The sequence below is a fragment of the Rhizobium esperanzae genome, from assembly GCF_002204185.1.
Lineage (GTDB): Bacteria > Pseudomonadota > Alphaproteobacteria > Rhizobiales > Rhizobiaceae > Rhizobium > Rhizobium esperanzae.
The window spans coordinates 23537-38228 of the sequence record NZ_MXPU01000016.1 but is presented as its reverse complement, the minus strand read 5'-3'; the positions used below and the strand labels follow the sequence as shown (position 1 = coordinate 38228).

Genomic DNA, 14692 nt, shown 5'->3' with positions numbered 1-14692 from the left:
TGATGGCAGCGATCGAAATCAGACCCTTTGCCGAAGGCGATGCCGATGACGTGCTGTCGGTGATCCTGCCGATCCAGCGCGAGGAGTTCGGCATCGACATCACAGCCGATGCCCAGCCGGATCTCAGGGTCATCCCGGATTTCTATCAGTCCGGCAAAGGTGAGTTCTGGGTCGCCGTCAAGGACGGCGCGATCGTCGGCACGCTTGGGCTGAAGGACATCGGCAACAATCAGGCGGCACTGCGCAAGATGTTCGTCGCCGCCGAGGTTCGCGGTCGCGAACACGGCGTAGCGGCGCGGCTTCTCGAGCGTCTGTTCGATCACGCCAGAGATGCCGGCCTTACCGATATCTTCCTCGGCACGACGGACAAATTCGTCGCCGCCCATCGCTTCTACGAGAAGAACGGCTTTACCGAGATCACCAAGGGGGCCCTGCCCCGCTCGTTTCCGCTGATGGCGGTGGACAGCAAGTTCTATCGCTACAAGGTCGGCTGACGAAAGAGCTGGAGCCATCCCGACATTCGGCATCAGGCTTTAGGCGGCTTCACCACCGCTCTTTCAACCTTGCCGAGCAAGCTTTTCAGTTCGGGCTCGCGGACGAGAGCGGCGGCTTCGAGCGGCGGGAGCCATCGGCTGTTTCGTTGTTTTTCCTCCGGAAAATTCTCGTCTATTTTTTTAGCTTGCAAGAGATGGACCTGAACGACGGAAGGAACGCGTTCCCCGTTGGCCAGCGTCTTGATATAGGTGTAGAAGCCAAAGGGGCGCTTCCTGGCCTTACCCTTCACCCCGGCCTCCTCCCAAGCCTCGCGCTCGGCGACCTGGTGGGGCGGAAGCTTCGTAATAGGCCAGCCCTTGGGAATGATCCAGCGGCCACTGTCGCGCGATGTGATCAGCAGGACCTCAACCAAGTTGTCGCCGACTTTTCGATAGCAGATCGCCGCAAACTGCTCGATTGCTTCTCCCCTTAAGAGCTGATCGGTCGCGCTTGCCAGCCGGCCAAGATAGGATCTAGCTTTCTTCGGCATCGGCTTCAGCCGCCGCGGGCCGGCCAGCATTGGTGGCGGAAGCCATGGTAATCTCCTGAGCGATAGATCAATCGTGAAAAAGAAGCTTGGGATGCTGAACCAGTGTTCGGCTCCCCGCAATGTTCCTCAACTATATCTCTATTTCAAGGGCGACTGTCACAAATCTGTCATAAACTGAAATTCACCCCTATCTCTTCAATGGGATACGGTTTAGGACGGCTTGTCGCCTATAGCGCAGACCAAAGATCACGAGGTGTTCATGCTGGGTTGGTTTCGAAAGTTGATGCCGCGCGAAGACCGGTTCTTCGTCCTTTTCGAACAACATTCCAGAACGATCGTCGACGCCGCACAGGCTCTGGACAGGTTGCTGTCGGGAATAGAGATCGAGCGTCAATGCGAAACGATCGTGCGGCTGGAAGATCAGGCCGACGATATAACGCGCGAAGTCATGCAGGCCGTCCGGCGGAGCTTCATCACACCTTTCGATCGCGGCGACATCAAGGATCTCATCCAATCCATGGATGACGCGATCGACATGATGCACAAGACCGTCAAAACCATCCGGCTCTTCGAGCAGACCAGCTTCGATCCGGGGATGCAGGAGATGGGCAAGACTGTTGTGGAAGCTGCCAATCTCATTGCCGAGGCCATTCCGTTGCTTGATCGCATGAGCGCCAATGCGCCGCGGCTTTCTGCCATCGTCGAGCAGGTCACGCGGGTGGAAGGTCGCTCCGACGAGTTGCACGAGCAGGGGCTCAAGGATCTGTTCCGCCGGCACGGCGGCGGCAATGCAATGGCCTATATGATCGGCAGCGAAATCTACGGCGAGCTGGAGAAGGTGGTCGACCGTTTCGAGGACGTCGCCAACGAGATCAGCGGCATCGTGATCGAGAATGTCTGATGGATGTCGCACTCGCTCTTCCGCTTCTTGTCGGCCTGATCGGCGTCGCGCTGCTGTTCGATTTTCTCAATGGCCTGCATGATGCGGCCAACTCGATCGCAACAATCGTCTCCACACGGGTCCTGAGGCCGCAATATGCGGTCTTCTGGGCGGCATTCTTCAATTTCATCGCCTTCCTATTCTTCGGCCTGCATGTGGCCGAGACGCTCGGGACCGGCATCATCGATCCGGCGATCGTCACGCCGCAAGTGATTTTCGCGGCCTTGATTGGCGCCATCGTCTGGAATGTCGTGACCTGGGTCTTCGGCATTCCCTCCAGTTCATCCCATGCTCTGGTCGGCGGGCTGGTCGGTGCGGGCCTTGCCAAAACCGGCTTGAGCGCGATCGTCTGGAGCGGTCTTCTCAAGACCGCCGCCGCCATCGTCATGTCGCCGATGATCGGTTTTCTTTTGGCACTGTTCCTCATCCTGGCGGTGACCTGGATCTTCATCCGGCAAACGCCATTTGCGGTCGATCGGTCCTTCCGTTTCCTGCAATTCGTGTCGGCGTCGCTCTATTCGCTCGGTCATGGCGGCAATGATGCCCAGAAGACCATGGGCATCATTGCCGTGCTTCTTTACTCGCAGGGCTATCTCGGTGGCAGCTTCCACGTGCCGCTCTGGGTGGTGATTTCATGCCAGGCGGCGATGGCGCTCGGCACCTTGTTCGGCGGCTGGCGCATCGTCCATACGATGGGCTCGAAGATCACCAGGCTGAACCCGATGCAAGGATTCTGCGCCGAAACGGGCGGCGCCTTGACGCTCTTCGGCGCCACCTGGCTCGGCATTCCGGTTTCCACCACCCACACCATAACCGGCGCCATCGTCGGCGTCGGCGCTGCAAGGCGCATGTCTGCGGTCCGCTGGGGTCTGGCGGGCAATATCGTGGTGGCGTGGATCATCACCCTGCCCGCCGCCGCGATGATTTCGGCGCTTTCGTTCTGGCTGGTAACCGGATTGAGCGCAATCTTCTAAAGTCGGTCGCGATCTCTCGGATCCGGATGCGCGATGCCGGAGTGCTTACGCCTCCAGTGTCTGCGCCGGCTGAAACCGCCACTTCCGTTCGATCGCGGCGGCAAGGTCGATGTCGTTGCGGCGGGCAAAAAGCAGGATATGGCCGAGCAGGTCGGCGGTCTCGTCGGCGAGGTCGCGGTCGAGCTCTTCCTGCGTCCGCTCCCTGCGGCGACCGCGGCCGGTCAGCCGGTTCCAGGCCTGGGTGAGTTCGCCGACCTCCTCCTGCAGCTTCAACAGAAACCAGTCGGCGTCGCGTTCGATGCCGTTGGCCGCGGCATATTTGGCTGATGAGGTTTCGAACTGGTCGGCAAGCGATCTCAACATCGGCGTTCCCCTTCTGTTTATGGAAGAGACGCTGATTCCCGATGCTTGTCCAGAGTGGATTGGCTGGGTGCGGCGATCAGCCGTGGTCCGGCAGCAGCATGCAGTCGTAGGAGCGCTGCTTCAGCGCATCGCAGGCGGAGACGGCGGCATCCTTGCTGGCGAAGCCGACAAAGCGGGCGCGATAGATCTTGTTGGCGCCCGTTCCGACCGCCTCAGTGTAGGGCGACGCGGAAACCAGCGGCGCGCCGCCTTCCGACTGTGCCTGTGCAAGAAGCGCTCGCGCCGCATCGGCACTCGGCGCGGCCGAAATCTGGATCTGCCAGGTTCCATCGGTCTTCTCGGCCGGAGCCTTGACGGCCTTGCCGGCATTCAGAATCTCGTCCATCGCGACCGGACGCTCCATCGGCACGACGGCGTCATCGGCATAAGCCAAGCTCTTTGTTGCGAGATCTTCGTCCGGGCGCTGCGCGTTGAGCGGCACCGGAACGTCGGAAGCGTCAGACGCGGAAGCGACTTCCACCGGCTCCCTGGCGCCGACGCTCGCCATCAGCCTGGCGCCGCCTGATGACGAGGCGCGGCCGAGATAGCGGTCGAGCAGTGCCTCCATCCTGGCATCGCGGCTGCGGGCGGTGCGGCCGCCGAGCACGACGCCGACGACACGGCGGTTGCCGTCCCTGACGGCGCTGACGAGATTGAAGCCCGACGCGTTGGTATAACCCGTCTTGATGCCGTCCATGCCCTGGTAGCGGTACATGAGATTGTTGTGGCCGCGCACGGTCTTGCCGCGGAAGTTGAAGCTCGCCATCGAAAACAGGCGGTATTCGTTGGGAAAATTCTTCATCAGCGCCACGCCGAGCGTCGACATGTCGCGCGCCGTCGTCACCTGGCTGCTGTTCGGCAGGCCCGATGCATTGACGAAGACGGTGCGGCTCATGCCGAGCTGGCGGGCCTTGGCCGTCATCATCCGGGCAAAACCGCTCTCCGAGCCGCCGAGCGTCTCGGCCATGGCGGCGGCGGCGTCATTGGCGGATTTGACGATCATGCCATAGACCGCCTCGCGCACCGTGATGGTGCCGCCCGCCTTGACGCCGAGCTTGGTCGGCGGCCGCGCGGCAGCGTATTTCGACATTTTGATCGGCGTATCCCAGGCGATCTTGCCGCGTTTCAGCGCCTCGAAGGTGAGATAGAGCGTCATCATCTTCGTCAGCGAGGCCGGATGGTTGAGCGTATCGGCGTTTTCTGATGCCAGCACCTTGCCGGTCCGGGCATCGAGGATCAGCGAGGCGCTACCGGCAAGAGCCGCAAGCGGCGCCGAAACGGCCAGCGTTACGGTCAAAACAGCCGCCAAAAGCTTTCTCATGGAGTTCCCCCTGATGCGCTGGCTCTCGATCGGGCCGGCCATGTGTCGTAATGTGACAGAAGCCGCAAGTTTGGCGCGACTTTGCGGCAACGCCTACCATTTTTCTAGCCTTTTCACCGTCTTGGTTAACAAAAAACGAAAGAAGTTGTGCAAAATCGGGAGCAAGGCTTAAGCTGCGGTTGCTAGTTTGCCGCAAAAGCAATGGGCGGCGCATGACGGGGCAATTGAAGCGATTGGCAAAAAGGGCGGCGATCGGCGCCGGGCTCGAGGTGTCCTGGTTGATCGCCGCGGCCGGCCTCATGCGCCAGGCGCGCGGGCGCGGGGTCATCTTCACGCTGCATCATGTCCGCCCGCAGCGCGCAGAGACTTTTGCGCCGAACGCGCATCTCGAAATCACCCCGCACTTTCTCGATGCCGCACTGCGGCGGCTGACCCGCGATGGCTATCGCTTCGTGCCGCTTAACGAGCTGCCGGCGCTGTTGTCCGAGCCGGAGGGCGGCAGACCGTTTGCGGCCTTTACGCTCGACGACGGCTACATCGACAACATGGAGCATGCGCTGCCGGTATTCGAGCGGCATCGGACACCTTTCACCGTGTTCGTCACCAAGGGTTTTGCCGAAGGCTCCCACAGCATCTGGTGGGAAACGCTCGCCGTCCTGTTGCGCCAGGCAAAAGAAATCCGCTTCGATTTCGGCCGCGGCAGCGAGCGGCTGGCGCTCGACGGGCGGTGGCAGCAATGGGATGCCTTCGACCGCTTCGCCCGGTATATCCACCGCTTCGACGAGGCGCGCGCCGTTGCCACTCTCGATATGCTCGCCCGGGAAAACGGCATCGAGCCGACCGATATCGTGCGCGATCTGGTGATGGTGCCGGCGCAATTGCAGCGGCTCGCCCGACATCCGCTTGCAGCGCTCGGCGCCCATACGATCAGCCATCGCGCCCTTGCCCGGCTCTCGGAGGCCGAAGCGCGGATCGAGATGGAGGTTTCGGCCGATTACGTCGAGGCGCTGACCGGCGTCCGTCCCGCCGCGATCGCCTATCCCTACGGCACGCCTGAAGCTGCGACCGCCCGCGAGGCGGCGATTGCCGGCCGGCTGGGCTTTTCGGTCGCCGTCACCACGCAACCGGGGCTGCCGGCAGCCGGTACGAACAACTATCTCCCGCGTATGTCGCTGAACGGCCTCTACCAGAAGCGGCGCTACGTCTCGGCGCTTGCCTCCGGCATTCCGCTGAAGCTGATGGGTCGGTAAGCGGTCAGGGATACATCCGCACCTTTTCCCACGCTCCGACCGGCGACGGTCGTCGGAATTCGATGCGGTCATGCAGGCGGAAATTCTGATCTTTCCAGAATTCGATCGAGGTCGGCCGGATGCGGAAGCCCGACCAATAGGGAGGCCGGGGTATCTCGCCAATCGCGTAGCGGGCGGTGTATTCGGCCACCGCCTTCTCCAGCGCGAATCGGCTTTCGAGCGGACGCGATTGTTTGGAGGCCCAGGCGCCGATGCGGCTGCCGCGCGCCCGCGTCTTGAAATATGCGTCGGCTTCGGCGTCGCTCACGATCTCGACGGGCCCGCGCAACCGCACCTGGCGGCGCAGGCTTTTCCAGTGGAAGCACATGGCGGCTTTCTTCTGCCCCAAGATTTCGCGACCTTTCTGGCTCTCGAAATTGGTGTAGAAGACGAAACCGTCATCGTCGAATCCCTTCAGGAGCACCATGCGGACATTGGGAAGACCATGCTCGTCGACCGTTGCCAGCGCCACGGCATTGGGATCGTTCGGTTCGGAGGCCTCCGCTTTCTTCAGCCATTCGGCAAAGAGCTTGAAGGGCTCGCCACTTTCGGTAAAGTCACCGCTTGTTAACTCGTTTGCCGACATATTGGTTCAAATGCCCCGGATTATTCAAAACTCGCCCAGCTTTTGATAACTGGACAGGACGCAGGGTGGAAGTCATAGCAAAGTCATATCGCCATACAAAGGGCCTGCGGCAACGCAGCAGCGTCTTCCTGGTTGTCGGCGCCGCAATGCTGTCGCTCTCCGGCTGCCTTGCGGGCGGGATGGATTTCCTGAGCGAAGCCAAGGTCGATCGGTCGGTGGCCACCGGCACCGTGCCGCAGACGCCGCCGAGCACCGACACCCTCTCGGACGAAATGACGGTGCGCAACGCCGTGACGTCGGCCGATGTCAACAAGCTCGAGGGCCAGCCGCTTCCCTGGGCGAATGCATCCACCGGCAGCGCCGGCGTCATCGACACGATCGTCGAAAACAACGAATCGGGCCAGGTCTGCAGGCAGTTCCGCACGACGCGGCATTCCTATGTCGGCATCGCCAAATTCTACGGCAAGACCTGCCTCGTCGGCGGCGGCAATTGGCAGCTCTTGAGCTTCCAGCCGGAAAGTTAATCTCCGGCGGGAAAGCTGATCCGGCAGGATTCAATCTGCGATTCGGCGCGCGACAGGTTAACGGCCGCCGGCTTTGTGGAGAATGCTTAGCAAAGAGCTAACCATTTACGGCAAAACACTCCCCATCCCCCCACAGAAATAAGAAGTGATTAGCAACTCGGCCGCACGATCGGCTTTGAGAGTGGCTCTCCCTGCCTTTGCAGCCGGTGGCGCCTCACATGTTGATATTGGACTTCGATATTGGGCGGGGATGCCGGGCAAGGACAGGCGCCCGCATCGCAACACCGGCGGTTTTGACATGCGCGATCCTTACAAAATTCTGGGCGTCAAGCGCGACGCGGCGGCAGACGAGATCAAGGCGGCCTGGCGCAACATGGCCAAAGCAGCCCATCCCGATCACAACCAAGGCGATCCGACGGCGACGGCTCGGTTCGCCGAGATCGGCCGCGCCTACGAAACGCTGAGAGACCCGCGCAAACGCAGCCTGTTCGACAATGCCGTGCGGATGGCGGAAGCCAAGAAGCAGGAACAGACGATCATGCAGCAGCGCCAGGCTGCGCGCGAGGCCGCGGCTCGCGCCAAGGCGGCGCAGGCCAATGCCGAGCGGGTGATGGAAGAGCTTGCCCGGGCTGCCCAGAAGGTCGCGGCCGACTGCCAGAGACAGCAGACCGGTGCCGGCGAAGGCGCCGAGGAGATGGTGGAACGCATTTTCGGCGCGCAGGCGCGCGCTGCGGCGGGCGGCCAGACGCAAGGCCGCGCCCAGCAGGCCCCGAACCAGCAGGCCCAGAATCAGCAAACACAGAATCAGCAGACGCATTCTCAGCAAACACAGGGCCAGACACATGCCGAAGCGGGTAAGCGCATGGATGGCGAGGCCGCCGAAGCCGACGAGGAACCCGGCGAGACGTCAAATAATGCCGGCGCCAACCTGTCGCTGCCGCTCAGCATCCTGACATCGCTGGTGCGCCGTTTCACCGGCGCCAAGGATACCGGCATGGAGAAAGCGCCTGACGAGGTGACGACGGCGACGGTCACGATCGACGACGTGCTGAAGAGCGGCTGGATCACCGCATCGTTGCCGGAGGGCCGCGAAATCGGCTTCGCGCTACCGGCGGGCACGACCGATGGTCACGAGATCAGGCTCAAGGGACAGGGCTTCAAGCTGCCGGGCATGCAGCGCGGCGACGCCGTCGTCAATATCCGCATCGCCCCCGACCCGCGCTTTACCGTCGACGGTTTCGACCTGCACGCCGTGCTGCCGATCAGCATCGAAAATGCCGTGCTCGGCACCGAAGCACACATCGACGGCCCGGCCGGGCCTTTGTACATCACCGTTCCCGCATGGTCGGGCTCGGACAAGACGATCGCGATTCCCGGCCAGGGATTGCCGCGTGAAGACGGCAGCAGAGGCGATCTCGTCGTCGAATTGCGCATCATCCTGTGGGAAAAACCCGACGACAAGATCACCGATCTCATGCGGAGCATGCGCGAAGGCCTGTTCCTGTGAAATTTTTATGACATTCGCACCCTTTGTTACGATCCCTAACAGTTGATGATCCAGGCCAAGCTTGAACCGATTAACGGCCTATGCCATAGGCAGGATCGATCAGAATCCTAGGGAGCGAAATATGGCTCAAGCATCCGGCCTCATGGCAGGCAAACGCGGCGTCATCATGGGTGTCGCCAACAATCGTTCGATTGCGTGGGGTATTGCCAAGGCCATTCATGCGCAGGGCGGAGAGGTTGCGCTCACCTATCAGGGCGATGCCCTGAAGAAGCGTGTCGAGCCGCTCGCCGCCGAAATCGACGCGACGCTGGTCGGCCATTGCGATGTCGCCGACGAAGCCACCATCGACGCGGTTTTCGAGAATGTCGAAAAGCTCTGGGGCAAGATCGATTTTCTCGTGCACGCGATCGGCTTTTCCGACAAGGACGAGCTGACCGGCCGGTACATCGACACCTCGCCCGATAATTTCAACAAGACGATGCAGATTTCCGTCTACTCCTTCACCTCGGTCGCACGCCGCGCCGAGAAGCTGATGACGGAAGGCGGCTCGATGCTGACGCTGACCTATTACGGCGCCGAGAAGGTGATGCCGAACTATAACGTCATGGGTGTCGCCAAGGCCGCCCTCGAAGCCAGCGTCAAATATCTCGCCGTCGACCTCGGGCCGCAGAACATCCGCGTCAACGCCGTTTCGGCCGGGCCGATCAAGACGCTCGCCGCCTCCGGCATCGGCGATTTCCGCTATATCCTGAAGTGGAACGAATATAACGCCCCGCTGCGCCGCACCGTCACCATCGAGGAAGTCGGCGATGTCGGCCTCTATCTACTGTCCGACCTGTCGCGCTCGGTCACCGGTGAAGTGCACCATGCCGACAGCGGTTATCATGTCATCGGCATGAAGGCGGTCGACGCGCCCGATATTTCGGTCGTCAAGGACTAAATGCCTCCGGAGTCTGGACCGTGCTTATCTATGTGATCAGACACGGTCAGACGGACTGGAATGCCGAGCGCCGCCTGCAGGGTCAGAAGGACGTTCCGATGAACGCCATCGGCCTGGAACAGGCCCGGCGGAACGGTATCGCGCTTGCGGAAATTCTTGGCGAGACGGTTGGCGAGTTTGATTTCGTCGCAAGCCCGCTCGGGCGCACGCGCGCGACCATGGAAATCATGCGCGCCGCCATGGGCCTGCCGCCGCTTGCCTATCGCACCGATCCGAGACTGGTGGAGATTTCCTTCGGCGATTGGGAGGGTTCGACACTCAAGGAACTGAGGGCGACGCAGGCCGAGCGAGTGGCCGAACGCAACGCCTCGAAATGGGATTTCATCCCGCCCGGCGATGATGCGGAAAGCTACGAAATCCTCTCCTGGCGCACCGGCGCATGGCTGCGCTCCGTCGACCGCCCGACGGTCTGCGTCACCCATGGCGGCGTCATTCGCACGTTTTTCCAGATGATCGCCGACCTGCCGAAAAGCAGCGCTGCCGAAGGCGGCATCCCGCAGGACCAGATCGTCAGGATCGACACCAGTGACCGGACGATCGTCTGGCTGTAGGCCTCGTCGGCGTCTCGATCAGAATGCCTTCGGAAGTCCGGCCTGTTTTAGCGTTTCATTCGCCGTGTGGCGGGATTTTACACCATGATCGACCGTGAAATGACGGCCAGAAATCGGGCTCTACCAGATTTCATGGTCGCCCTTTCCCGGCCGCACATATTCGCAGCCGGCTTTCAGCAGTAATTCTTTGAGCTCACGGAGATAGCCGGCCATGCGCTCAATAGGAAGGATTGGGAATGCGAACGAGCTGCTCGGCCATGATGTGAATGGGGATCTCCGGCAGGCTCGAGGTAAAACCGTTCAGCTCGAAAAGGTCGGTGATCGCTGCGACAACCTTCGGCTCCAGGGCTTCGAGGGTATCTGCCTCAACGGCCAGCCCTTCGATATCGTTGCTGCTGGCAACCCAAACGCCAGCCTCTTCATCCCAATCCGCGCGCACTATGATCGAGGCGTGCTTCATAGACCATTCTCCATAACGGACGCGATTGTTCCGCGCGGCCGGCATCCATCGCCGCGTCACAGTGTACATATGTAACTGAATAAAACTGAACTTTATACGCCGATCTGGGTGTTAGGCGCCTATTTGACGATATCGAGATCGTTGATGACGCGCTTGCCGTCAACTTCGGTATAAAACACGATCACTTTGACGCCGGCTTCGAGGCCGTCGAAGTTGAACTCCTCCGGTGCCTGATAGGTCTTGCCGTCGTCGAGCGTCAGCACCAGATTGGCCGTGTCGACCTTCTTGATCGTCGCCTCGACATCGGCGCTCTCGGCGAAACCGCTCATCGGCGACAGGAAACTTGCTGTGGCCAAAAGCGTGGCGACGACGAAACGCATGGCAACAATCCTCTTGAAACGCTGCACGAGAACACTGGCCACAGATAATCTCCTGAATATGGCGAAAATTGCCCGTAAGGATGGCTTTTCCCGCCCAATTGATGAATCGCATTTTAAACATAATCAAGACGCTGCGTTAACCACGCCTTTTCCTTCGGGCTTCGTGACGGCCCTTCCGTTGCAAGGACGGAAACAGCATTTCCGCCACTGCCGGTTTGACGCAAAGAAAGGCTTTTGCCTCGGCGGTTTTTTGGCCTATGAGTGTCGCGCCTTTTCAAGCAATGGCGCGGCCGGCGGCGACCGGCCCAAGGCGCCGCCGTGGGAACACATGTCGCACAATACATTCGGTCATCTCTTCCGCGTAACCACCTGGGGCGAAAGCCATGGTCCGGCGCTCGGCTGCGTCGTCGACGGCTGCCCTCCGGGGCTGCGCTTCAAGCTCGAAGATCTCCAGGTCTGGCTCGACAAGCGCAAGCCCGGACAATCGCGCTTCGTCACACAGCGGCGCGAGGACGATCTGGTGAAGGTGCTGTCCGGCGTCATGCTCGACGCCGACGGCGAGACGATGACGACAACCGGTACCCCGATCTCCATGCTGATCGAGAACACCGACCAGCGCTCCAAAGATTATGGCGAGATCGCCCGGCAATACCGCCCCGGCCATGCCGATTATACCTATGACCTCAAATACGGCATTCGCGACTATCGCGGCGGCGGCCGCTCCTCGGCGCGCGAGACTGCCGCCCGCGTTGCGGCCGGCGGCATCGCCCGCCTCGTCGTACCGGGTGTTACAGTGCGCGGCGCGCTGGTGCAGATCGGCAAGCACAAGATCGACCGCAGCAACTGGGATTGGGAGCAGATCGGGCAGAACCCATTCTTCTCTCCGGATGCGGCGATCGTGCCTGTCTGGGAGGAGTATCTCGACGGCGTCCGCAAGGCCGGCTCGTCGATCGGCGCGGTCGTCGAAGTGATTGCCGAAGGCGTGCCCGCCGGTCTCGGCGCACCGATCTATTCGAAGCTCGACCAGGACATCGCCTCGCTGCTGATGTCGATCAATGCCGTCAAGGGCGTCGAGATCGGCAATGGTTTTGCCGCCGCCGAAACCTCAGGCGAAGACAATGCCGACGAAATGCGCATGGGCAATGACGGCACGCCGATCTTCCTTTCCAACAATGCCGGCGGTATTCTGGGCGGAATCTCGACGGGACAGCCGATCGTCGCGCGTTTCGCCGTCAAGCCGACTTCGTCGATCCTGACCGAACGCCAGTCGATCGATGCCGACGGCAAGAATGTCGACGTCCGCACCAAGGGCCGGCACGATCCCTGCGTCGGCATCCGCGCCGTACCGATCGGCGAGGCGATGGTCGCCTGCGCCATTGCCGATCATTACCTTCGCGACCGCGGCCAGACCGGCCGTCTGAAATAGGAGCGTCCATGTCTTACGATCAGAAACGCGTCGTCGACGCCATCAGGGCCTTCGAGGCCGGCGAAATCGTCGTCGTCATGGACGACAATGACCGCGAGAACGAGGGCGACCTGATCGTCGCCGCCGTGCACACCACGCCGGAGAAGATGGCCTTCATCGTGCGCCATACCTCAGGCATCGTCTGTGCGCCTATGCCGAAGGAAGAGGCCAAGCGCCTCAACCTCAACGCCATGGTAGCCGAGAACGATTCGGCTCACACGACGGCCTTCACCGTCTCGGTCGATTTCAAGCACGGCACCACGACCGGTATCTCCGCCGACGACCGGACGCTGACGGTACGCAACCTTGCCAATCCGAATGTCGGGGCGGCCGATTTCGTCCGTCCCGGCCACATCTTCCCGCTCGTCTCCCGCGAAGGCGGCGTTCTGATGCGCTCCGGCCATACGGAGGCCGCCGTCGACCTCTGCCGGCTCGCCGGCCTGCCGCCGATCGGCGTGATCTCCGAACTCGTCAACGATGACGGCACCGTCACCCGCGGGCCGCAGGTGGTCGATTTCGCCGAAAAGCACGGGCTGAAGCTCGTCTCCGTCGCCGACCTCATCGCCTATCGCCAGCGCAAGGAAACTTTGGTCGAGCACGGCGCGAGCTTCGACATCGACACGCCGTTCGGCAAGGCCAAGGCCCATACCTATTCCCTGCCCTGGGACCCGATGCAGCATCTCGCCGTTGTCTTCGGCGACATCCGCGACGGCGTCGACATCCCCGTGCGCCTGCATCCGGAAAACGTTGCCGAGGACCTTTTCGGCAGGAAGAGCCCGGTCGATTTCTACATGGAGAAGATCGCTGCCGAAGGCCGCGGCGTCATCGTCTATCTGCGAGAGGGCTCTGTCGGCGTCGGCCATTACGACAATGGCCGCAAGGCCCGCAACCAGGGCCGCGAAGCCCATGCCGAAGCGCAGAGCCGCGAAAGCGAATGGCTGGAAATCGGCCTCGGCGCTCAGATCCTCAAGGACCTCGGCGTCAGCTCGATCAAGCTGCTCACCAGCCGCGAGCGCCACTATGTCGGCCTGGAAGGTTTCGGGATCAAGATCAGCAAGACGGAGATCTGCTAGTCCAGGCAGTGCCCCGCATAAATGCGAGCGGCTGAGATCGGTGGAAACTGACCCACCGATCGTCGCCAGCGAAAGACAACTAGCTGGGAGCTCTTTTGCTCGAGCGAGGCGCAGCCTCCTTCGCCCGTGTTACGCCGCCCGACGGCTCGCGCTGTGAATTATGTTGGTTTGCGACAAGCTCCCGCGGCACCCAGGCCGCGACCGCGTCGATAAAAGCGCGCACTTGAGGCGGCAAGAACGCGCGCTCGGGGTAGACGAGCGCGATCTGCATTTCGGCGCCGACGACGCCGGCAAGCACCTGCACGAGCGCCCCGCTTTCGAGGTGCGGCGACACGAGACCACGCGGAAGGAGCGCGATGCCAAGTCCGCTTATGGCGGCGTCGCGCAACAGGGCGATGTCGTTCGAAAAGAACGCGCCGTCGACGTGGAGCTTACCGCCAGAGGCCAGTGGCCAGTGGGTCTCCGGCAGCTCGCCGCGCGCAAAGCCAAGAAGGCAGCGGTGGGTCCGCAAATCGCGTTGCGTACGCGGCGTGCCGCGACCGGCCAGATAGGCGGGCGCCGCGACGGCGATCATCGGGTCGCGAAAAAGCGTGCGCGCGATGAGGCCGGGCTGGAGTTGGCTGCTGGCACGAAGCGCGACGTCGTAGCCGCCGTGGAGGATATCAACGAGCTGGTTCGAGATGTGAACATGGACGCGCAGCTCTGGGTAGAGGCTGGCGAATTCGCAGAGCATCGCATGGAAGCTCACGCTCATCATCGGCGGCACCGAGACGCGTAGATCGCCGCGCATGACATCGTCGGTCATCCGCACGCTCTGTTCGGCGAGCCGCACGGCCTCAAGCGCGATGCAGGCCTGCCGATAGAACACCTCTCCGATATCCGTGAGGACAAGGCTGCGCGTGGTGCGGCGCAGCAGCCGCGCGCCCAGACGCTCCTCGAGGCGAGCAAGACGGCGGCTCACGGTCGCGCGCGGAACGCGCAGCTCGGCGGCGGCACGAGAGAGGGACTTGGCGTCGACCGTCTTGGTGAAGGCGACGAGTTCGGCGGTTTCCACGGGATCGCTCATATGGATCAAATCCTGGCAAATGATGTCAACTGTTGAAGCATTGTTACGAATTTCGATCCGCCGCAAGATGGTGCCGCAGATGATCGAGAGGGCCGGTTTCGCGTCAGCGCGCCGCGCCTCAAGCTGAAAG

General features: G+C 61.8%; 17 protein-coding genes and 1 pseudogene. 10 read left to right on the top strand and 8 right to left on the bottom strand.

The annotated features are described in order from the left end of the window. The first annotated feature begins 2 nt into the window (after positions 1-2). On the top strand, positions 3-494 hold the full coding sequence (locus B5E41_RS22125) for a GNAT family N-acetyltransferase (RefSeq protein WP_088396143.1): 492 nt from the start codon (positions 3-5) through the stop codon (positions 492-494). A gap of 32 nt (positions 495-526) precedes the next feature. Here B5E41_RS22125 and B5E41_RS22120 read toward each other — a convergent pair whose 3' ends face one another. Continuing rightward, entirely contained in the window at positions 527-1024 is a 498-nt protein-coding gene (locus tag B5E41_RS22120; protein ID WP_088396142.1) for an NUDIX hydrolase, read from the bottom strand. Between the two features lie 259 nt (positions 1025-1283). Between B5E41_RS22120 and B5E41_RS22115 the strand changes: the two genes are divergently transcribed. Next, entirely contained in the window at positions 1284-1925 is a 642-nt protein-coding gene (locus B5E41_RS22115) for a DUF47 domain-containing protein (RefSeq protein ID WP_088396055.1), read from the top strand. Continuing rightward, the gene (locus tag B5E41_RS22110; protein ID WP_088396054.1) at positions 1925-2938 is read left to right on the top strand and encodes an inorganic phosphate transporter; all 1014 of its coding nucleotides are present in this window, start codon (positions 1925-1927) and stop codon (positions 2936-2938) included. The genes B5E41_RS22115 and B5E41_RS22110 overlap by 1 nt, the downstream gene beginning before the upstream one ends. A 45-nt stretch (positions 2939-2983) precedes the next feature. Here the strand turns inward: B5E41_RS22110 and B5E41_RS22105 are convergent, their stop codons facing one another. Both B5E41_RS22105 and B5E41_RS22100 read right to left on the bottom strand, forming a co-directional pair. Then, complete coding sequence (locus B5E41_RS22105) at positions 2984-3301, bottom strand: nucleoside triphosphate pyrophosphohydrolase family protein (RefSeq protein ID WP_088396053.1); 318 nt, start codon at positions 3299-3301, stop codon at positions 2984-2986. 76 nt (positions 3302-3377) lie between these two features. Further along, the gene (locus tag B5E41_RS22100) at positions 3378-4661 is read right to left on the bottom strand and encodes a D-alanyl-D-alanine carboxypeptidase family protein (protein WP_088396141.1); all 1284 of its coding nucleotides are present in this window, start codon (positions 4659-4661) and stop codon (positions 3378-3380) included. 212 nt (positions 4662-4873) lie between these two features. Here B5E41_RS22100 and B5E41_RS22095 point away from each other — a divergent pair, with 212 nt between their 5' ends. After that, positions 4874-5911: a polysaccharide deacetylase family protein gene (locus B5E41_RS22095; RefSeq protein ID WP_088396052.1), complete on the top strand. Its 1038-nt coding sequence runs from the start codon at positions 4874-4876 to the stop codon at positions 5909-5911. Positions 5912-5915: 4 nt separating this feature from the next. Here the strand turns inward: B5E41_RS22095 and pdxH are convergent, their stop codons facing one another. After that, entirely contained in the window at positions 5916-6536 is a 621-nt protein-coding gene (gene pdxH, locus B5E41_RS22090) for a pyridoxamine 5'-phosphate oxidase (RefSeq protein WP_088396051.1), read from the bottom strand. 65 nt (positions 6537-6601) lie between these two features. Between pdxH and B5E41_RS22085 the strand changes: the two genes are divergently transcribed. From B5E41_RS22085 to B5E41_RS22070, 4 genes are all read left to right on the top strand, one after another. Next, on the top strand, positions 6602-7060 hold the full coding sequence (locus B5E41_RS22085; protein WP_088396050.1) for an RT0821/Lpp0805 family surface protein: 459 nt from the start codon (positions 6602-6604) through the stop codon (positions 7058-7060). Between the two features lie 298 nt (positions 7061-7358). Next, complete coding sequence (locus B5E41_RS22080; protein ID WP_088396140.1) at positions 7359-8567, top strand: J domain-containing protein; 1209 nt, start codon at positions 7359-7361, stop codon at positions 8565-8567. A 121-nt stretch (positions 8568-8688) separates the two neighbouring features. After that, complete coding sequence (gene fabI / locus B5E41_RS22075; RefSeq protein WP_011424285.1) at positions 8689-9507, top strand: enoyl-ACP reductase FabI; 819 nt, start codon at positions 8689-8691, stop codon at positions 9505-9507. Between the two features lie 20 nt (positions 9508-9527). Continuing rightward, a complete protein-coding gene (locus B5E41_RS22070) occupies positions 9528-10118 on the top strand; it encodes a histidine phosphatase family protein (RefSeq protein ID WP_088396049.1) in 591 nt (196 codons plus the stop codon). An 18-nt stretch (positions 10119-10136) separates the two neighbouring features. On the opposite strand, the pseudogene B5E41_RS32350 reads toward B5E41_RS22070, so the two are convergent. The 3 genes and pseudogenes from B5E41_RS32350 to B5E41_RS22055 form a co-directional block, all read right to left on the bottom strand. Continuing rightward, positions 10137-10331, bottom strand: a pseudogene (locus tag B5E41_RS32350) (type II toxin-antitoxin system HicA family toxin). Between the two features lie 4 nt (positions 10332-10335). Beyond that, positions 10336-10578 (bottom strand): DUF1902 domain-containing protein, encoded by a 243-nt coding sequence (locus B5E41_RS22060; protein WP_088396048.1) that lies wholly within the window; start codon positions 10576-10578, stop codon positions 10336-10338. Between the two features lie 119 nt (positions 10579-10697). Continuing rightward, on the bottom strand, positions 10698-10958 hold the full coding sequence (locus B5E41_RS22055; protein ID WP_003569889.1) for a DUF1344 domain-containing protein: 261 nt from the start codon (positions 10956-10958) through the stop codon (positions 10698-10700). A gap of 328 nt (positions 10959-11286) precedes the next feature. On the opposite strand from B5E41_RS22055, the gene aroC reads away from it, so the two are divergent. Together aroC and ribB are read left to right on the top strand one after the other, a co-directional pair. Then, the gene (aroC, locus tag B5E41_RS22050; RefSeq protein WP_088396139.1) at positions 11287-12384 is read left to right on the top strand and encodes a chorismate synthase; all 1098 of its coding nucleotides are present in this window, start codon (positions 11287-11289) and stop codon (positions 12382-12384) included. An 8-nt stretch (positions 12385-12392) separates the two neighbouring features. After that, positions 12393-13496 carry a 3,4-dihydroxy-2-butanone-4-phosphate synthase gene (gene ribB / locus B5E41_RS22045; RefSeq protein WP_088396047.1) on the top strand — a complete coding sequence of 368 codons (1104 nt, stop codon included), beginning with the start codon at positions 12393-12395 and terminating at the stop codon, positions 13494-13496. Between the two features lie 79 nt (positions 13497-13575). On the opposite strand, the gene B5E41_RS22040 is transcribed toward ribB, so the two are convergent. Then, entirely contained in the window at positions 13576-14562 is a 987-nt protein-coding gene (locus B5E41_RS22040) for a LysR family transcriptional regulator (RefSeq protein WP_088396046.1), read from the bottom strand. Positions 14563-14692: the final 130 nt, after the last annotated feature.